The sequence below is a fragment of the Bradyrhizobium sp. genome (assembly GCF_035484855.1).
Taxonomy (GTDB): domain Bacteria; phylum Pseudomonadota; class Alphaproteobacteria; order Rhizobiales; family Xanthobacteraceae; genus Bradyrhizobium.
Genome location: NZ_DATHOP010000086.1, coordinates 31,187 through 50,675, shown reverse-complemented (window position 1 = coordinate 50,675; position 19,489 = coordinate 31,187). Strand labels below are relative to the sequence as shown.

At 64.8% G+C, this 19,489-nt stretch carries 16 protein-coding genes; 9 read left to right on the top strand and 7 right to left on the bottom strand.

Annotated elements, in window-relative coordinates:
- The first annotated feature begins 522 nt into the window (after positions 1 to 522).
- From dnaA to gyrB, 5 genes are all read left to right on the top strand, one after another.
- Entirely contained in the window at positions 523 to 1,953 is a 1,431-nt protein-coding gene (gene dnaA, locus VK804_RS09910) for a chromosomal replication initiator protein DnaA (RefSeq protein WP_325370439.1), read from the top strand.
- 205 nt (positions 1,954 to 2,158) lie between these two features.
- Positions 2,159 to 3,277, top strand: coding sequence for a DNA polymerase III subunit beta (gene dnaN, locus VK804_RS09905; protein WP_325370437.1), 1,119 nt, complete (start codon positions 2,159 to 2,161; stop codon positions 3,275 to 3,277).
- Between the two features lie 51 nt (positions 3,278 to 3,328).
- Positions 3,329 to 3,616: a GIY-YIG nuclease family protein gene (locus tag VK804_RS09900; RefSeq protein WP_325370435.1), complete on the top strand. Its 288-nt coding sequence runs from the start codon at positions 3,329 to 3,331 to the stop codon at positions 3,614 to 3,616.
- A gap of 46 nt (positions 3,617 to 3,662) precedes the next feature.
- Positions 3,663 to 4,802, top strand: coding sequence for a DNA replication/repair protein RecF (gene recF, locus VK804_RS09895; protein WP_325370433.1), 1,140 nt, complete (start codon positions 3,663 to 3,665; stop codon positions 4,800 to 4,802).
- 273 nt (positions 4,803 to 5,075) lie between these two features.
- Positions 5,076 to 7,517 (top strand): DNA topoisomerase (ATP-hydrolyzing) subunit B, encoded by a 2,442-nt coding sequence (gyrB, locus tag VK804_RS09890; protein WP_325370431.1) that lies wholly within the window; start codon positions 5,076 to 5,078, stop codon positions 7,515 to 7,517.
- A 136-nt stretch (positions 7,518 to 7,653) separates the two neighbouring features.
- Here gyrB and VK804_RS09885 read toward each other — a convergent pair whose 3' ends face one another.
- The 3 genes from VK804_RS09885 to VK804_RS09875 are packed head-to-tail and all read right to left on the bottom strand — an operon-like array spanning position 7,654 to position 9,934.
- Entirely contained in the window at positions 7,654 to 8,529 is an 876-nt protein-coding gene (locus VK804_RS09885) for an amidohydrolase family protein (protein WP_325370429.1), read from the bottom strand.
- A 29-nt stretch (positions 8,530 to 8,558) separates the two neighbouring features.
- A complete protein-coding gene (locus tag VK804_RS09880; protein WP_325370427.1) occupies positions 8,559 to 8,939 on the bottom strand; it encodes a RidA family protein in 381 nt (126 codons plus the stop codon).
- Positions 8,940 to 8,956: 17 nt separating this feature from the next.
- On the bottom strand, positions 8,957 to 9,934 hold the full coding sequence (locus VK804_RS09875; RefSeq protein WP_325370425.1) for a tripartite tricarboxylate transporter substrate binding protein: 978 nt from the start codon (positions 9,932 to 9,934) through the stop codon (positions 8,957 to 8,959).
- A 189-nt stretch (positions 9,935 to 10,123) separates the two neighbouring features.
- Between VK804_RS09875 and VK804_RS09870 the strand changes: the two genes are divergently transcribed.
- Together VK804_RS09870 and murA are read left to right on the top strand one after the other, a co-directional pair.
- Positions 10,124 to 10,945, top strand: coding sequence for an IclR family transcriptional regulator (locus VK804_RS09870; RefSeq protein ID WP_325370423.1), 822 nt, complete (start codon positions 10,124 to 10,126; stop codon positions 10,943 to 10,945).
- Between the two features lie 101 nt (positions 10,946 to 11,046).
- Positions 11,047 to 12,348: a UDP-N-acetylglucosamine 1-carboxyvinyltransferase gene (murA, locus tag VK804_RS09865; protein WP_325370421.1), complete on the top strand. Its 1,302-nt coding sequence runs from the start codon at positions 11,047 to 11,049 to the stop codon at positions 12,346 to 12,348.
- Between the two features lie 32 nt (positions 12,349 to 12,380).
- Here murA and VK804_RS09860 read toward each other — a convergent pair whose 3' ends face one another.
- The gene (locus VK804_RS09860) at positions 12,381 to 13,211 is read right to left on the bottom strand and encodes a hypothetical protein (protein ID WP_325370419.1); all 831 of its coding nucleotides are present in this window, start codon (positions 13,209 to 13,211) and stop codon (positions 12,381 to 12,383) included.
- A 167-nt stretch (positions 13,212 to 13,378) separates the two neighbouring features.
- Between VK804_RS09860 and VK804_RS09855 the strand changes: the two genes are divergently transcribed.
- A complete protein-coding gene (locus VK804_RS09855; protein ID WP_325370417.1) occupies positions 13,379 to 14,032 on the top strand; it encodes a 2-hydroxychromene-2-carboxylate isomerase in 654 nt (217 codons plus the stop codon).
- Here the strand turns inward: VK804_RS09855 and VK804_RS09850 are convergent.
- Positions 14,029 to 15,123, bottom strand: coding sequence for an FUSC family protein (locus tag VK804_RS09850; protein ID WP_325370415.1), 1,095 nt, complete (start codon positions 15,121 to 15,123; stop codon positions 14,029 to 14,031). The genes VK804_RS09855 and VK804_RS09850 overlap by 4 nt on opposite strands.
- 133 nt (positions 15,124 to 15,256) lie before the next feature.
- Here VK804_RS09850 and VK804_RS09845 point away from each other — a divergent pair, with 133 nt between their 5' ends.
- The gene (locus VK804_RS09845; protein WP_325370413.1) at positions 15,257 to 16,627 is read left to right on the top strand and encodes an MmgE/PrpD family protein; all 1,371 of its coding nucleotides are present in this window, start codon (positions 15,257 to 15,259) and stop codon (positions 16,625 to 16,627) included.
- A gap of 189 nt (positions 16,628 to 16,816) precedes the next feature.
- On the opposite strand, the gene VK804_RS09840 is transcribed toward VK804_RS09845, so the two are convergent.
- The gene (locus VK804_RS09840) at positions 16,817 to 18,256 is read right to left on the bottom strand and encodes a serine hydrolase (RefSeq protein ID WP_325370411.1); all 1,440 of its coding nucleotides are present in this window, start codon (positions 18,254 to 18,256) and stop codon (positions 16,817 to 16,819) included.
- A 152-nt stretch (positions 18,257 to 18,408) separates the two neighbouring features.
- Entirely contained in the window at positions 18,409 to 19,467 is a 1,059-nt protein-coding gene (locus tag VK804_RS09835) for an AraC family transcriptional regulator (RefSeq protein WP_414642749.1), read from the bottom strand.
- Positions 19,468 to 19,489: the final 22 nt, after the last annotated feature.

Here is a 19,489-nt window from a genome sequence, read left to right as displayed (position 1 = left end):
CTCAAAGGTGGGGCATCGGTGCCTCGCTCGCGTCGAACAAGAGAGATACGCACCGGCCGGCCGACGACGCTACCAGGGAGCGAAACCAGCGGACGGGTTAAGACTGACGGGTGAGTGAGGCGGCGTGGCAACTGAACGATTTTGATGTTCGGGCGCGGTCGGCTGAATATGGAATACACGTGAGATGACAACTTGCCGCGGGTAACGCGGCGAGATGGGGAGGTTGCATGCTTTACGGAATCAGCGCGGTACTCGATCGAGTTTCATTTTCAAATGATGCGGTAGTGGACGTCCTGGACGCCCCCAGCACACGGCCCCCTGCGCGAACTCCGGACAGACCGTCGAGTACGCGCTGACCTCGCGAAAGCTTCTCTTCCAATCGCTGAGCCGACCGACGGCGTTTTCGCCGAACGGCTGGTCTGTGGCTGAAGACGAAGCCTCGGCTTGAGGTCGCGTCGTGGCAGGAAACCTGCACGGCGTTTCGCCAATGCAACCTTACTCCTTCTGAAAAGTTCTCAGGCAATGACAAATATGGAACAGGATCGCTGGTCTCGCGTGAAAGGACGGCTGCGCACAAGCGTAGGGGAAGACGTCTATACCAGCTGGTTTGCGCGCATGGACCTGGAAAGCGTCGAGCAGGAAAGCGTCCGCCTTTCGGTTCCGACGCGCTTTCTCAAGAGCTGGATCCAGGCCCATTATGCCGAGCGCGTTCTGACCTGCTGGCAGGCCGAGATGCCGCAAGTGCACCGGATCGATCTGACCGTGCGCACCGCAATGCGATGCGCGCCGCCGGTCAAGGAGGCGCAAGCCCCGCTCGATGCGCGCCGCGCCGAGCGCGCCGATGGCCGTCCCGTGCCCGAGCTGCGCGCGGTCGCGACCGCGCCGGTGTCGGCGAGCCATGACGCGCTCGGCGGCTCGCCGCTCGATCCGCGCCTGACGTTTGGCAGTTTTGTGATCGGCCGTTCCAACACGCTGGCGCATGCCGCGGCCCGACAGGTAGCGGAAGGACGGCGCGGCGATGCCGTGATGTTCAATCCGCTCTACATCCATGCCGGCGTCGGGCTCGGCAAGACCCATCTGTTGCAGGCGGTGACCTGGGCCGGCAACTCGGGAAGCGAGCGCAAGGTGCTCTACCTCACCGCGGAAAAATTCATGTACGGTTTTGTCGCGGCGCTGAAGACGCAGACCGCGCTCGCCTTCAAGGAAGCGTTGCGCGGCATCGACGTGCTTGTGATCGATGACCTGCAGTTCCTGCAGGGCAAGTCGACCCAGGCCGAGTTCTGCCACACCCTGAACGCGCTGATCGATGCGGGACGGCAGGTGGTGATTGCCGCCGACCGACCGCCCTCGGACCTCGAAAGCCTCGACGACCGCGTACGTTCGCGTCTGGCCGGCGGGCTCGTGGTCGAAATGGGATCGCTCGGCGAGGAATTGCGGCTTGGCATCCTCAAGTCGCGGGTTGCCGCGGCCCGCGCGCATCATGCGAGTTTCGACGTGCCGGAACCGGTGCTGGATTATCTCGCCCGCGCCATCACCCACAACGGCCGGGATCTCGAAGGCGCCATCAACCGCCTGCTGGCGCACTCCAAGCTCAACGCTCAGCCGGTGACCTTGGAAATGGCCGAGCGCGAGGTGCGCGACCTGATCCGGCCGCAGGAACCCAAGCGCATCAAGATCGAGGACATCCAGCGGGTGGTGGCCCGGCAGTATAATGTCAGCCGCTCCGACCTGCTGTCATCGCGCCGAACCGCCAACGTGGTCCGCCCGCGCCAGGTCGCGATGTACCTGGCGAAAACGCTGACGCTCCGGTCGCTGCCGGAAATCGGCCGCCGGTTTGGCGGGCGCGACCACACCACGGTGTTGCATGCGGTTCGCAAGATCGAGGCGCTGGTGGCCAAGGATACCGCGTTGTCGGAAGAGGTCGAATCGCTGAAGCGCCAGCTGCAGGAGTAGCTCCGGCAACCCGGCGATATCAGCCCGAAAACCTGGGGGACGGCGCGCCGTTTCCCTTGCGCTTGCGCTCCATCCGCGCCACCTTGCGGTCCCCCCAAGGGTTTGGTCAAATCCACACCGGATCGGGCTTTTCGGGTTTTAAATGCCGCGGCGCGCCTTTCGGGCCGCCCGGCTTTTCCATCTCCGGGATCAGGCGGGTATTGCTATGAAGGTCACCGTCGAACGCGCGCAACTCCTGAAATCGCTCGGCCATGTGCATCGCGTGGTCGAACGCCGCAACACCATCCCGATCCTCGGCAACGTGCTGGTGCGCGCCGAAGGTTCCCGGCTGTCGCTGAAGGCGACCGACCTCGACCTCGAGGTGACGGAGACGCTGGCCGCGGAAACCGCGACCGGCGGCTCGACCACGGTGCCGGCGCATATGTTCTACGACATCGTGCGCAAATTGCCCGACGGCGCGCAGATCGTGCTGGAGGGCGACGGCGACCGCTCGGTGCTGGCGATCCGCGCCGGGCGCTCGCGCTTCACTCTGCAGACGCTGCCGGAGAACGATTTCCCGGATCTTGCCGCCGGCGACATGACGCATTCCTTCACGCTGGCCGCCTCCGACATGAAGCGGCTGATCGACCGCACCCAATTTGCGATCTCCACTGAAGAGACCCGTTACTATCTCAACGGCATCTATCTGCACACCGCGGGCAGCGCCAAGGCGCCGAGCTTGCGCGCGGTCGCAACCGACGGCCACCGGCTGGCGCAGATTGATCTCGCGCTGCCCAAGGGGGCTGACGGCATGCCCGGCGTCATCGTGCCGCGCAAGACCGTCGGCGAAGTGCAGCGCCTGATCGAGGACAACGAGGCCGAGGTCAAAATCGAACTGTCGCAGGGCAAGATCCGCTTCACCATCGGCGACGTGGTGCTGACCTCGAAACTGATCGACGGCACCTTTCCGGATTACGGCCGCGTCATTCCGCAGAACAACGACAAGGAACTGATCGTCGACAAGAAGGATTTCGAGGCCGCCGTCGACCGCGTCTCGACGATTTCGAGCGAGCGCGGCCGCGCGGTGAAACTCGCTCTGTCCGCGGGCAAGCTGATCCTGTCGGTGACCAACCCGGATTCCGGCAGCGCCACCGAGGAACTCGAAGTCGAATACGCTTCCGACCCGCTCGATATCGGCTTCAACTCGCGCTATTTGCTCGACATCGCCGCCCAGATCGAGGGCGAGGTCGCGATCCTGAAACTCGCCGACCCCGGCTCGCCGACGCTGGTGCAGGACAAGGATTCCAAGGGCGCGCTCTACGTGCTGATGCCGATGCGGGTGTAGGAACCACTAATCGTCATTGCCGGGCTTGACCCGGCAATCCATCAAACCAAAATGAGCTATTGGGTATACATCCTCGCCAGTAAACCCGGTGGAACGCTTTATATCGGCGTTACAAACAATCTGGTGCGACGCATCTACGAGCATCGCGAGGGCTTGGCTGAAAGCTTTACCAAGCGGCATGGAATCAAAACGCTGGTCTATTTCGAAGCGCACGATTCAATCGCCGCAGCGCTTCAACGCGAGAAGAATATCAAGCATTGGTCGCGCGAGTGGAAAAACGATCTGATCGTTGCGGGCAATCCCGGTTGGCGGGACTTGTACGAGGATATTGTCCGCTGACGCGGACGATGGATTGCCGGGTCAAGCCCGGCAATGACAACCGGGTATGACCCCCTCCCGCATCCATCGCCTGACGCTGACGCATTTCCGCAACTATCGCGCGGCCAGCCTTCAGGCGCGCGCCGACATGGTCGTGCTGGTCGGGCCGAACGGCGCCGGCAAGACCAATTGCCTGGAGGCGATCTCGTTTCTCTCGCCGGGACGCGGTCTGCGCCGCGCGACGCTGGAGGATGTCGCCGACAATCAGGGTGACGGTTCCTGGGCGGTGTCGGCCGAAGTCGAAGGCGCGCTGGGGCTCGCCACCCTCGGCACCGGCATCGATGCACCGGGCAGCGAGGGGGCTGCAACCAGCCGCCGCTGCCGGATCGATCGCGAGCCGGTCGCTTCGGCGACCGCCTTCGGCGATCATCTGCGCATGGTGTGGCTGACGCCCGCCATGGACGGGCTGTTCCTGGGCGCGGCCTCGGAGCGGCGGCGGTTCTTCGACCGGCTGGTGCTGGCCATCGACAGCGAGCATTCGAGCCGGGTCTCCGCGCTCGACCGCAGCCTCCGTTCGCGCAACCGGCTCTTGGAGGTGCGCAATTACGACGACCACTGGTGTGATGCGATCGAGCGCGAAACCGCCGAGCTCGCGGTTGCGGTCGCCGCAACAAGGAGCCAGACCGCCACCAGACTGGCGGCGATGCTGCGCGAACGCGGCGACGCCTCAGCCTTTCCCTCGGCCCGCATCATGCTCGACGGCTGGATGGAGAACGCGCTCGTCGCCGAGCCCGCAACTTCGGTCGAAGACCGTTACCGGCGGATCCTGCGCGACAGCCGCGCGCGCGACGCCGCAGCCGGGCGCACGCTCGACGGTCCGCATCTCACCGACCTGCAGGTGATCTACGCGCCGAAGGGCATGGCGTCACGCGAGGCCTCCACCGGCGAGCAGAAGGCGCTTCTGATCGGGCTGGTGCTGGCGCATGCCAATCTTGTCGCCGAGATGACCGGCATCACGCCGCTACTCTTGCTCGACGAAGTCGTGGCGCATCTCGACCCCGACCGGCGCCGTGCATTGTTCGATGAGCTGGCGAAACTCGGCGCCCAGGTCTGGATGACCGGCGCCGATCCCGCCGCCTTCACCGAGATCGGTACATCGGGCGAGATTTTCGACGTCGATTCCGGCCGCATCGTCAGCCGCTCGTGAAGCGCGGGGTCAGCCCTTTTCGGCTGGCCCCGCACCTCGTCCGGCCAGCCCCGAAAGCCGGATTACGGGAATCGAAAAAGCTTGCCGAATCGTGCTTTTGCCGGGCCTTGGAATCGGCTTGCCGCCGCCTTGAAAAACACGAGAAAATCCCCATTTATTCAACAGCTTGCCGATGGAGACTTTGCGCTAGGCGGAGTCCCTCTTTCATGGCACAAATAGATGGTTCAGCGCCCTTTTGCGCCGCTGATTCGACGACGTTCTCGAAGGCCACACATGACAGAACCCGCGCGGCAAACGATTGCCGACACCGAGCATTCCATTCCTATCGAATACGGCGCTGAATCGATCCGGGTCTTGAAGGGCCTCGATGCGGTGCGCAAGCGGCCGGGCATGTATATCGGCGACACCGATGACGGAAGTGGCCTGCACCACATGGTCTACGAGGTCGTCGACAACGCCATCGACGAGGCGCTGGCTGGCCATGCCACCGCGGTCGAGGTCGTGCTGAACGCCGACGGCTCGGTAACCGTGCGCGATGACGGCCGCGGCATTCCGGTCGACATCCACAAGGGCGAGGGCATTTCCGCGGCCGAAGTGATCATGACCCAGCTGCATGCCGGCGGAAAATTCGACCAGAATTCCTACAAGGTATCGGGCGGCCTGCATGGCGTCGGCGTCTCCGTCGTCAACGCGCTGTCGGAGAAGCTCAAGCTGCGGGTCTGGCGCGACGGCAAGGAGCACTACATCGAATTCGCCCATGGCGATGCGGTGGCGCCGCTCAACGAGGTTGGCCCTGCCAATGGCAAGCGCGGCACCGAGGTGACGTTCCTGGCCTCGAAGGGGACCTTCACCAATGTCGAATATGATTTCGCCACGCTGGAACATCGCCTGCGCGAACTGGCGTTCCTGAATTCGGGCGTCAACATCGTGCTCTCCGACATGCGCCACGCGGTCGAGAAGCGCGAGGAAATGCATTACGAGGGCGGCGTCGAGGAATTCGTCAAATATCTCGACCGCAACAAGAAGCCGATGGTGCCCTCCCCGATCATGATCAATACCGAGATGAACGGCATCGGGGTCGAGGCGGCGCTGTGGTGGAACGACAGCTACCATGAAAACGTGCTGTGCTTCACCAACAACATCCCGCAGCGCGACGGCGGCACTCACTTAGCGGGTTTTCGCGGCGCGCTGACGCGCCAGGTCAACGGCTATGCCGACGCCATCGCCAAGCGCGAAAAGATCGCGCTGACCGGCGACGACTGCCGCGAGGGCCTGACCGCGGTATTGTCGGTGAAGGTGCCCGATCCGAAATTCTCATCGCAGACCAAGGACAAGCTGGTGTCCTCGGAAGTCCGCCCCGTGGTCGAGAACGTCATCAACGAGGCCCTGGCGGCGTGGTTCGAGGAACACCCGTCCGAGGCCAAGATCATCGTCGGCAAGGTGGTGGAAGCAGCAGCCGCCCGCGAAGCCGCGCGAAAGGCGCGCGAACTGACGCGGCGCAAGGGCGCGCTCGATATTGCATCGCTGCCCGGCAAGCTCGCCGACTGCCAGGAGAAGGACCCCGCCAAATCCGAACTGTTCATCGTCGAGGGCGACTCCGCCGGCGGCAGCGCCAAGATGGGCCGCAACCGTGAATTCCAGGCCGTGCTGCCGCTGCGCGGCAAGATCCTCAATGTCGAGCGCGCCCGCTTCGACAAGATGCTGGGCTCCGAGCAGATCGGCACGCTGATCACCGCGCTCGGCACCGGCATCGGCCGCGACGATTTCGACCTCTCGAAGCTGCGCTACCACAAGATCATCCTGATGACCGACGCCGACGTTGACGGCGCGCATATTCGCACGCTGTTATTGACGTTCTTCTTCCGCCAGATGCCGGCGCTGATCGAGGGCGGCTTTCTCTATATCGCGCAGCCGCCGCTCTACAAGGTGAACCGCGGAAAATCCGAGCAATACCTGAAGGACGAGCGCGCGCTGGAGGATTACCTGATCGGGACCGGGCTCGACGACTGCGTGTTCAAGCTGGCGTCGGGCGAGGATCGCAAGGGCCGCGACCTGCAGGCGCTGGTCGAGGATGCGAGGGTTATCCGCGGCACACTGCACAATCTGCACAGCCGCTATAACCGCAAGGTGATCGAGCAGGCCGCGATCGCCGGCGTGCTCAACCCGAAAATCACCGGCGATGTCGCCACCGCCAACGCCGCCGCGAGCTATATCGCACGCAGGCTCGATGCGCTGGCCGACGAAGTCGAGCGCGGCTGGACCGGGCGCTTCACCGAAGGCCAGGGTTTTGTCTTTGAGCGCACCGTGCGCGGCGTCAAGGATGTCGCCATTATCGACGACGCGCTGCTCGGCTCGGCCGACGCACGCAAGCTCGACGATTATGCCGCCCAGCTGCAGGAAGCCTATCCGAAGCCGGGCCTGCTGCGCCGCAAGGATACCGAGACCGTCATTCATGGCCCCGTCGGCCTGTTCGAGGCGGTGACCGACGCCGGCCGCGAGGGCGTCAAGCTGCAGCGTTACAAAGGCCTCGGCGAAATGAATCCAAGCCAGCTCTGGGAAACCACGCTCGACACCAACGAGCGCTCGCTGTTGCAGGTCAAGGTCAAGGAAGTCGACGAGGCCGACGACATCTTCACCAAGCTGATGGGCGACGTGGTCGAGCCGCGCCGCGAATTCATCCAGGACAATTCGCTCAGCGCCAACGTCGACGTGTGATGTCGCCGCGCTCTTGGCGCGGCGGGTGAAGCAGGACTCGGCGAGCTACGCTTGTTCCGCTGACAGCGAGTTTGCCGGCGTAACTGCCGGAGAGTCCGCAGCAAGCCAAGCGATCTGACACAGTCAGTCCCCGACTCTAAACTCCAAACCCGAACAGCTTTGCCGGGTTGCTCACCAGAATCTTCTGCAGCTCCGCCTCATCCGCCACATAGCGATACAACAGCTCCAGCAGGTCGGCATCGTTGGGCGGCTGCACCACGGAGACCGGATGCGGCCAGTCGCTGGCCCACACGCAACGGTCGGGGGCGGCTTCGATATACGCGCGCCCGATCGGGATGACGTCGTCCCAGGGCGGGCCGGCCTTCGAAGTCTTCTCGCCGAGCGATAGCATGACCCAGAAATTGCCCCTGGAGAGCAGCCCCAGCATCTTGCGCAAATTCGGATCCTGCTGGCCGCGCGCGGGCTCGGGCCGCGCCATGTGATCGATCAGGACGGGGACGTCGAGCTTTTCATATTTGGCGGCGCTGCTGACGATGCCGTCCTTCTCCGGCTGGATTTTGGCGTACCAGCCGAGCTCTCGGATTTGGGCGATGGCGCGGGCGAATTCCGCATCCGACAGCACGGCGCCCAACTCCTGGCGGAAACTGAAGCGCGCGCCGCGCACGCCGGCGTCGTGCAGTTTGGCGAGATAGCCGTCCTTGGCTTCGGCAAACACCAGCGCGTTGGCGCAGCCGCGGTAGTTCGGGCCCATGGCCGCCAGCGCATCGAGCACGACCGCATGGTCGGCGCCGTAGGTTGTGGTCTGCACGATGATGCCGCGCTCGATGCCGAGCGCCTTGTGGACGCGCAGCGCCGCTTCCCAGGTCGCCGTCGGCATCTGGTAGGCAGCGCCAGGGCGGATCGGATATTTTTCCAGCGGCCCCAGCACATGAAACTGGCTGTCGCAACTCTTCGCCGGCGGCAATTTTGTTGGACGGCGGGGATTTGAGTCGAACGGAAGATAGGTCGGCATGCCCGCGGTTCCTGTCAATTATCCCTGGGTCAATCGATCACGGCGGTGAAGTCGCATTGCACGAGCGCACCGCCATCCATGTCCATCTGCAGCGTGTGGCGAGCCGGACGCGAATCTTCGTCGGGAAACATCTTCAGCCACTCGGCGTTGACCGGGCCACGTTGCGTTTTATCCTGCAACCAGACCGTCATCTTGAGGATGTCGGCGGTGGTGCCGCCGCCGGCTTCCACGATGGCCTTCATATGACCGAACATGTTCGCGCATTGGTCCTCCAACAGCTGCGGCATGGCGCCATTGGTGTCGCGGCCCAGAATGACGCCGGATATCAGGAGATTGCCGATGCGGCTGGCGTTGGGAATCGGATTGACGTGCTTGAATTCGCCGATGTGAATGCTCTTGCGTCGTGCCATCTGACTTTCCTCTCGCCTCATTCCGCCTTGATGTTGGCGTTGCGGACCACCGGGATCCATTTGCTGTCCTCGGCTTCGAGGTAGCTCCTGAATTCGGCCGGGGTCATCGCCACCGCGACCGCGCCCAGCACGTTGAATTTCGCGACGATGTCGGGATCCTTCAGGATCGTCGCCATAGTATCGTGGATCTTGGCCACGATTTCGGCCGGCGTGGTCGCGGGCGCGAACAAACCTGTAAAAGTCTCGCCGTCGAACTCCTTGTATCCGAGTTCGGTAAAGGTCGGCACGTCGGGAATCCAGGGCGCGCGATGGGTGCCGGTGACCGCCAGCGCGCGGACCATGCCGTTCTTGATGAAGGGCAGCCCGACCGAAATTTGATCGAACGCGAACTGCACCTGGCCGCCGATCAGGTCGTTGGCGGCGGGCGCATTGCCGCGGTAGTGCACGGTGAGCCACTTGAGGCCGAGCGTCGACTGCACCAGTTCGCTCAGCAGGTGATTGGTGGTGCCGGCGCCTGGCGAGGCCATCGTCAGCTTGCCGGGTTCGCTGCGGACGAGGTCGAAAAACTCCTCTAGCGTTTTCGCCGGCACCGAAGGATGCACTTCCAGCACCAGCGGCGTCATCGAGATCGAGGTGATGGGCAGGAAATCGCGCTTCCAGCTATAGGCGTCGCGCTTGGCGATCTCGGGCGCGAACAGCACCGGCCCGTTGGCGCCGACAAACAGCGTGTATCCATCGGGTGCGGATTTGGCGAAAGCTTCGCCCGCGATCAGGCCGCCGGCGCCGGCCTTGTTTTCCACGACGAAGGATTGGCCGAGAACTTGCTGCAGCTTGATCGCGATGATCCGCGCCGCGCCGTCCACATTGCCACCGGCCGGATAGGGCACGACGAGGCGAACCGCGCGCGAGGGCCATTGCTCGGCCGCGACCGGGCCGATCGTCGCCGTCGTCAATAACGCCGCGACCGCAACCCGCAGGATCGCTGGAAACCTCATATGACCCTCCCAAAAGTCGCGCTTCATGAATGGCTATCGTCCGCAGCCTCCCGATGAGGACCAGGTGCGGCTTCCGGCGTCGATGTTGTCCCGTCCTCTTCCGGTGTCGATGGAATTGTGCTGTTTTTGTCCACGATGTGGACAAAGGCGACCTTCAGGGCCGCATCCGGGGCAAGAGGATTGGCAGGAATGAGCGCCGACAGATCACCGCGACCGGACAACCGGCGAGCGCCACGGCAAGGCGCCCAGGCGATCCGCCGGGCCCTGTCGGTGTTGCGTATTCTCGCAGCGGGCCGCGAAGAAGGCGTGCACCTGGCGGAAGTGGTGCGGGCCACCGCCCTCACCCGACCGACCGTGCATCGCATCCTGTCTGCGCTGATCGAGGAAAGCATCGTCGAGCGCCGCGACAGAAGCAGGCGCTACGCCATCGGCCGGCAGGTCCCCGAACTGGCACTGGCGCGGCAATCGCGCTCGCCGCTGTTGATCGCCGCCGAGCCGTCGCTCGCGAAAGTGTCGGCCGAGCTCGGCGACACGCTGTTCCTGACGGTTCGCACCGGCTTCGACACGTTGTGCGTCGCGCGCCGGATCGGTCCCTATCCGATCCAGGTGCTGTCGATCGACGTCGGCGCGCGCCGTCCGCTCGGCGTCAGCAGCGCCGGCATTGCCATGCTGGCATCGATGCCGGCGCAGGAGGCGCGCCGGATCGTCACCGCGAACGAGGTGAGGTTTGAAAGCTATCGCATCGATGTGCCGGCCGTGCTCGCGCAGATTCGGGCGGCGCGGGCCCGTGGCTACAATTTGCGCGACGTCGGACTTGTTCCCGGAACGAAGTCGCTGTCGGCTTCGATCAAGAGCCCGGATGGGCAGTCGATCGCAGCGTTGACCCTGTCGGCCGTACGACGCCGCCTCAACCCGCGCCGCGAGGCGGGGGTTGCCGAAGTTCTGCTGGCCGCGGTCCGCGAGGTCGAGGCGGCGATCTCGGCAGACCGACAGCGCGAACAATCGGTATGAAGGAGACTGCCGCATGTGATACGCTGCCTTGATAATCCTCCGTTTCCCAGGGACTTCACGTGAGCGCTGAGCAAAGTCGTGCGTCATCCGGTAACCAGGCCGTGCCACCTATCCAATATATGGTCGAAGGGGGACGCAAGCTTTCGGGCACCATCGAGCCTGCCGGCAACAAGAACGCCGCGCTGCCGATCATCGCCGCCGCGCTGTTGACCGAGCATCCGGTGACGCTCGAAAACGTCCCGCGCATCCGCGACACCGAAACCCTGGTGGAACTGGTCCGCTCGGTCGGCGCCTCCGCCGAGTGGCGGGGCCGCAACACGCTCGATATCCACGCCAAGACCATCCGCGCCGCCGATCTCGATCCCGCGCTGTGCGCGCGGATTCGCGCCTCGATCCTCTTGGCCGGGCCGCTGCTGGCCCGCTGCGGCGAGGTGATGCTGCCGCCGCCGGGCGGCGACGTGATCGGAAGGCGGCGTCTCGACACCCATCTTCTGGCCTTCGAGCAGCTCGGCGCCACCGTCACCGCCTCCGACCGGCTGGAATTCCGCAGCACCCGCCTCAAGGGCGCCGATGTTTTCCTCGACGAGCCGAGCGTCACGGCGACCGAGAATGCGCTGATGGCGGCGGTGGCGGCGCACGGCACGACGCATCTGCGCAACGCCGCCTCCGAGCCGCATGTGCAGGATCTCGCGCATTTCCTGACTGCGCTGGGGGCCCGCATCGAGGGCATCGGCACCAACACCATGGTGGTGCATGGACCCGCCACGCTCGGCGCCGTGACCTATTCGATCCAGCCGGACCATATCGAGGTCGGCTCGCTGATCGGGCTTGCCGCGGTGACGCGCTCGCCGCTGCGCATCGCGCGCGCCGGCCTCACACATTTGCGCTCGATCCGGATGGGATTCGAGCGGCTCGGCATTGTCTGCGAAGTCGAGGGCGACGATCTCGTCGTGCCGTCAGGCCAGACGTTGAAGATCCAGGACGATTTCGGCGGCCATGTGCCGAAACTCGAAGACCAGCCGTGGCCGGCCTTTCCCGCCGACCTGATGTCGATCGCGATCGTCACCGCGACCCAATGCGACGGTGTCATCCTGATGTTCGAAAAGATGTTCGAGTCGCGGATGTTCTTCGTCGACAAGCTGATCGCGATGGGCGGGCGCATCGTGCTGTGCGACCCGCACCGCGCCATCGTCGCCGGGCCGAGCCGGCTGCGCGGCGCGCTGATGACATCCCCCGACATCCGCGCCGGCATGGCGATGCTGCTGGCCGCGGTCTGCGCCGAGGGCACCTCCACCATCAACAATGCCGACCAGATCGAACGCGGCTATGAACGCATCGACGAGCGCCTCAACGCGCTCGGCGCGAAGATCACCCGCGTCCCGGCGCGAGTGCGCGGGGCGTGATCTCCCTCGCCTGCCCCTCGAAGACCGTCACCCTATTTGACGCAGCGCCCGGTATCGCCCGAGGATGCCGGGCTTTCGAAATTGCCGGGATTGACCGGCTGGCCGTCGAAGAAGATCGAGAGCTGGTTGGGGATGCCGAACGCTTCCACCCCGCGGCGGCGCTCGTTCAACAGTCGCGCGATGTTCCATTCGTCGTGCGAACCGAGGCTGAAGGCGACGGAGGCGCGCAGCCCGTAATAGATGCGAAAGCCCGGCTTCGTGATCTGCTTGGCTTCGACGGCCTTGCGGAAGGCGTCGTCGCTCGCCACCCGCTTGTCGAAGAAGTCGTCGAGCTTGCCGAAATAATCGTCGACCTGGTTGCGATCCTTTGACTTCAGAAAATACCGAGAGAAATCCGTCGGCCCGGCGAAATAGAAGAAATCGAAATCCTCGCCGTTGCCGCCTCCTTCGAGAATCTGGGTCCACATGTACATGAAATCGGCGCCGCTGCCGCCGTTCATGCCATCGCCCGCCTCGGCGCCCGGATTGAGGAGGTAGACCGACAGGCCGAACCGCTTCATCACATCGCCCGCGATCTGTGCGGCGGCTTCCGAATTGATCTCAAACGAGCCGCCGCCGGCGGGCGAGAGCGGAACGCTGAGATAGCCGACGGCCTTGCCCGCGGCCTTGTTGTCCCGGATGATCTTGCGCACCCGCGTGACGTTGGCGTCGATCGCGGCGAGATATTTGGTGTTGACGCAGTAGCAGATGTCGAGCGCGGTGCACTTCGTCACCGGCGCATCGTCCGCGCGCGCCGATGCGGCCATCGCCAGACCAGCCGCGACCGCAGCGACCGCTCCAAGTTTCCACCTCGACCTGCCCATGTTCGCCTCCCGCGTCCGGTCCGCTTTAAGTCTATAGTTGTATCCTGAAAAAGCGACAACTTTTGTGACGTTCGCCGGACCGGCCGCCGCAGCCGAGGCATCGGCCGCGCATGGACGCATCGGCCCGCGCGTGCTTTGGTCGGCCCAGTCAACATGCCGGGGTTCGCATGACCTTGTCCGTCGATCTCTTCTTTTCGTTCCGCAGTCCCTACAGCTATCTGGCGTTGCCGAAGACGCTGAAACTCGTCGCCGATTACGAGGTGACCGTGAACCTGCGCCCGGTCTATCCGATCGCGGTGCGCATCCCCGGCTTCTTCAAGCGCGCCGATCCGCGTTTTGCGCGCTACATCGTGCTCGATGCCAGCCGCGTCGCCAAACACGACAACATCCCGTTCCGCTTTCCCCGGCCCGATCCGATTCTGCAGGACATGGCGACGCTCGACGTCGCCGAGCAGCAGCCCCACATTCACCGCCTGACGCGATTGGGGGCCGCAGCCCAACTCGAGGGCCGCGCGCTCGGCTTTGCCGACGCGATCTGCCGGGTGATGTGGAACGGCACGGTCAAGGGGTGGAACGAGGGCGATCATCTGGCGCGCGCCGCCGATGCCGCCGGCTTCGACCTGCCCGCGATGGATGCCGCCATCACCGCCGATCCCGATCGCTTCGAGGCCGTCATCGTCGAGAACGAAAAGGCCCACGCCGCATCGGGCCATTGGGGCGTGCCGACCTTCGTGTTCGAGAACGAGCCGTTCTTCGGCCAGGATCGGATCGATCTCCTGATCTGGCGCATGCAGAGCAAGGGACTGGCCCGCCGCAGCTAGGGCGGCACGTCAGACCACTCCGTGACGGTGCGCTCCAGATCCCTGAGGTTCTGCCGCATCTGCTCCAGCACAAATCCCAGCGCGAAGAAGTGCTCGATGACGTCGCCGGGCAGGCCGCGCGTCAGTCCTTCGCTGCGCATCGCCGCGACCTCAGTGGCATAGCGATATAACGCGGCGTCGACCGGTGCGGCCACCGGCGCCGTGGCACGGGTTCGCAATGCGGCGGCGCTGGAACGGAGATAGGCAACGAAGGTATCGCTGACGTCGGCCAGCGGCCTTGCGAGCCGGGTTTGCAGATCGGCCGGCAGCGGCGCGGTGCATCCGCGACCGATCATCACGACGTCGTGGCGTAGCCGCAACGTGGTCCGCAGCAGCGGGCCGGTGTCCGGCCCTCTCGACAAGCGCGCCGCGCGCTCGCGTTCCGCTTCGGCACCCAGCGCATTCAATTCGACCAGCGCCTTGCCGATGCCATCCTGGATCTGATGCAGCGCGTCGTTGTCGAGCCCACGCGTCAGGCCGGCCAGCAACTCCCTGAACGCGGCGGCGATCAGTTCCAGCGTCCGCGCTGCGCTGATGCGGATCTGGTTGTGCGCTCGTGACGGCAGCACGAAGAACGACACCAGCAGTCCGGTGAATGCCCCGACCGCCACCTCCATGACGCGATCGACCGCGGAAGCGAACGGATCGACATGGCTCAAGGTCGGAACCAGCAGCACGATCACGGCGGTAACGGTGGCGGCGTTCCGGCTGGGATTGATGGCGGCGATGAATGCCAGCGGCGCGACCGCCAGGACCAGCAAGCCGAGCAGCTCGAGTTCGCCGGAATACGGAATCAGGACTGCAATCGCGCCGCCATAGATCGCGCCGCCCACCGTGCTGAACATGTAGTCCCGGGTCGCCTTCAGCGATCGGCCGACGCTCATCTGGGTCACGATCAGCGAGGTCAGCACCGCCCACAGCGGCAGCCTCAGATGCAGCGCAGCGGCGATCGCGTAGGCACCCGCGGCGCCCACGGTGACCCGGAATGCCAGGGCGAGCTGCGCCTTCCGGGTCTGGATCAGGGTGGTGAGAAGATTCAGCAATGCGGTCATTCGCTCGATTTCGGCATCCGGCAGACAAAACTCTTATAAACGACATTGGGCATGGCTGCTGCCCATCTCGTGGCGGGTGCTTGAAACGCGAAATCAGCCCGCTTACCCTCTGCGACAACAGCGAGGAAACACCATGGCCAACGAGACCGCAACGCTCGCCGCCTATGTCGCGGATTTGAAATTCGAGGATATCCCGCACCAAGTCAAAGAACGCGCCAAGGCGCTGACGCTGGATTTTCTCGGCAGCGCCATCCGCGCGCGGCGCGACGCGGAATCCACGCCCTCGCTGCTGAAAATGCTGGAGGCGCTCGCGCTCGACGGCAAGGGCGAGTCCACCGTGTTCGGCGATGCCAGGACCTGGACGCCGGCGGTTGCAGCCCTGCTCAACGGCGCGCTCGGCCATTCCCTTGATTTCGACGACACCCACGCGGATTCCTCGCTGCATGCGAGCGCGCCGGTGGTGCCGGCCGCGTTTGCGGTCGGCGAACTGGTGGGCGCCTCGGGCCGCGACGTGCTGACCGCGATCGTCGCGGGCTATGAAGTATGCTGCCGGCTCGGCAACGCGCTCGACCCCACCTCGCATTATGCGCGCGGCTTTCATCCGACTGCTACCGCCGGCACCTATGGCGCGGCGGCCGCGGCATCGAAACTGTTCGGACTTTCCAAGGGGCAAATCATCGCCGCCTTCGGCGTCTCCGGCAGCCAGGCCGCAGGCTCGCTTCAGTTTTTGGTCAACGGCGCCTGGAACAAGCGTTATCAGGTGGGCGCCGCGGCGATGAACGGCGTGATCGCGGCGACCCTGGCGCGCAACGACTTCGTCGGCGCTACCGAATCGATCGAGGGCAAGCATGGGCTTCTGGTCGGCTACAGCGACAACGCCCATCCCGACAAGGCGACAGCCGGCCTCGGCCAGATCTACGAGACCATGAAAATCGGCGTGAAGCCTTATCCGAGCTGCCGCTACACCCATGCGGCACTCGACGCGCTGATCGCGATGCGGCGGGAGCACAATCTGACGCCGGACCAGATCAGGCGCGTCGAGATCGGGCTGCATCGTAACGGCATCACGCTGACGGGCGACGCCGCCACCAAGCGGCATCCGACCTCGATCGTCGGCGGCCAGTTCTCGATGTTCTTCACCGGCGCCGTGGCGCTCGACCAGGGCCGTTTCGGCTGGGACGATTACGACCGGCTCGGCGATGCCGCGGTCGATGCGCTCGCCGACAAGTTCGATGTGGTGCAGGACGACCGCCTCGAGATCGGCCGGACCCATCCCTTCGGCGCGCGCGTCAGCATCACCACCGACGACGGCATCCATGAGCGGCTCTATCCCGATCCCTCCGGCGAACCCAACTCGTTTCCCGACGCGCAGGCCATGGCGCAGAAATTCCTGACGCTGGCCCGGCCCGTGCTGAACGGCCGCGCCGATCAGCTGGCCGACGCGATCCTGTCGCTGGAGCGCTTCGATCGCGTCGCGCAAGCGACGCAGTTGGGACGACAGTAAGTAGAATCGGGACAAGGTCCATTCACCTCGCCCCGCTTGCGGGGAGAGGTCGGAATTCGCGTAGCGAATTTCGGGTGAGGGGGACTCTCAACGAGTCGCGCTCGTTGAGAAAGCCCCTCACCCCGACCCTCTCCCCGCGAAGGAGCGGGGAGAGGGAGCGCACTGCCCTCGCCGAAACACCGAACCCGGTCAATTCTGATTCCCGGCGGCAACGCGTCCATTGCGCGTCGCGGCAACCACGTCGCTGACAAGCGCAAACGCGCCGTCGGCTTCCGGCGGCCAGTTGGGCGAGGTGCCCATCCGCACGATCACGAGATGCCCGGACGGAATCACGATGACGTATTTGCCGATCGTTCCCTTGGCCATGAACGCATCGCGCGGCCAGCCGTGCTCGATCCGGTAGCTGGCGCCAAAGCTGTCGCCGAGATTGGTCCAGAATCCCGCGCCATAGCCGACCCAGCCGTTCGGCGTCGGCGCCGCCGAATAGTCGACCCAGCCCTCGGGCAGGATTCGTTTTCCGCCGGCGACACCGTCGTCGAGATAGAGCTGGCCGAACCGCGCCCAGTCGCGTGCGGAGGCCAGCATCTGGCCCGACCCCTCCGGCGTCCCGGTCGCATCGAACTCCAGCGTGACGCCGTGCATGCCCAGGGGATCGAACAATTCGCGCCGCGCGAAGCGCAGCACGTCGGCGGCATGACCCCCGACCGCGTCGCGGATCAGGCGTGACAGGATGAGGTAATTGCCGTCGTGGTAATTCCAGGCGCTGCCCGGCGGCGTCTCGAGCGTGGAACGTTCGGCAAAGGCGGCCATGTCGCGTTCGACATATTTCATCCGGTTGACCGGTTCGAGTACGCTGCCGAGCGAGGCCTGCAGCGAACTGCCCATCGCCAGTCCGGCGGTGTGACGCAGCAATTGGTCGACGGTGATCGCATGCCGCGGATCGTCCGCTCTCTGCCACGCCGCGACCGGGGCCGGCGCATCGAGGCTGAGCTTGCCCTGGCGAACCAGGATTCCGACCAGCGCCGAGATCACCGATTTGGTGGCGGAGTAGCCGAGGATCGGCGTGTCGATGCCATATCCCGGCGCATAGCGCTCGGCGACGACGTGGCCGTCCTTGAGCACGACAATCGCCTTGGTGTGGCGGAACGGCGGGCTGTCGGGCTCCGCGAAGGCGCGATCCAGCGCCGCGCCGAGCTGCGGCGTGGCCGGCGTCACAACCGATGGCCCCGCGATTTCCGGCAGCGACGCCCGCGCCACCTCGGCTGTCTCTGCCGGCAGCGAGGCCTCGTCGACCTCATCGCCGCCATGCGAGAGATAGCACCCAAAACCCTGCCTGTAGACCGCGCGGCTTTGGCCGCCGCCAAGCAAGGTCGTCGTGACCTGCCTGCGATCGCGATCGATGCGGTAGGCGAACGCCCAGGAAATCAGCCCGACGCCGGGCATCGCCTCCAGGGTCTCCGTATAGACCTGATCCGGATCGAGGCCGGACACGAAGGCAGCCGAACACAGGGTGTGCGCGACGAATCCGGTCGCGATGCGCGGCGCGTCGTGGGCGCGCACCGCCGTCAGCGCCAGCGCGCCGCCCAATACGGTCGTCACAAGCAGGATGATTTTGTTTCTTCGGGTCACGGCGTTCTCCGGTAGTCTCGTGCCATCATGGCGTGCCGGACATCACCTCAACGGCGCCGCAAGCGCTCGCCGGATTTGCAAATCGCGCTGGTGGAAAACTCAGCCCACCTCGCCGATTTTGAAATAATCTTGTTTTTCCAGCAGGTTATCGATCAGGCGCGGGCTTCGTTGAGACGGCGATATTCGCTCGGCGTCACGCCGGTGGTCGCCTTGAAGGCGCGATTGAAGGGCCCGAGCGACTGAAAACCTGCGTCCATGGCAATGGTGATCACGGGCACTTCGGCTTGCGACGGATCGGCGAGCGCGGCCTTGACCTCCTCGATCCGGTGATCGTTGAGGAAGACATTGAAATTACGGTAGCCGAGCTGCTGGTTGATCAGCCGGCGCAATCGGTATTCGGGCACGGCGAGTTTGGTGGCCAGCGTGCCGATAGTGATGCCCTCGTGGCGATAGATCCGCTCGTACGACATCAACCGTATCAGGGCATCGACCAGCTTCCGATCCGCGACGCTCGATTCACCAACAGCGACCGCCTGGGCGACCGGCCTCTCGCCAATCGCGAAGATCGTCTCCCCCCTGACGTACGTCAGTGAAAAAACGATGGCGGCCACGACGATGGCGAGAATCGCGACATTCAAAATGCCTGCAACGCTGTGCGGGCCAGGGTCGGGCAGGAATATCTGCGCAACCGCATTAAACCCGGCATAGACCGCGGTCGCAGCCACCACGAACACGCGCAGCCGCCGGCGTTCCTCGATGAGATCGGCGGACCACGACGAAACGGTCTGGCCGACCGTGAGCACCACGAAGCCCAGCGAAATCACGTTGAGGACGATCGGAAAAATGCGCGGGTCCCACGGCCGTGCGGGCGCCACCACCAGGCAATTGAGCAGACTCAGCGCCACCATCGCGGCCCAAGGCAGCGCATGCCAGCGCCGTACCGTGAATTCATCGTCGAACAGCGACCGCGCGAAAAGCCAGAACACCACGATATCGCCGCTGGAAAGCGCGATCAGGGCCGCGTGCCACAGCGCCACCGGCGGCGCAAAGCCGAGACCGAGTGTCAGCGCGTGGGCCACCGAGCCCAGCGCAAAGGCGATCGCCAGCCGGCCCGCGGCGACGCCCCTGAAATCACGAAACAACAGCGCCGCGAGCAAGAGCAACAGCGTTGCCGTGCCGGTGCAAAGCGCAAGATCGATCTGCGGCATCATCGGATCATAATTCTTCGGCTGA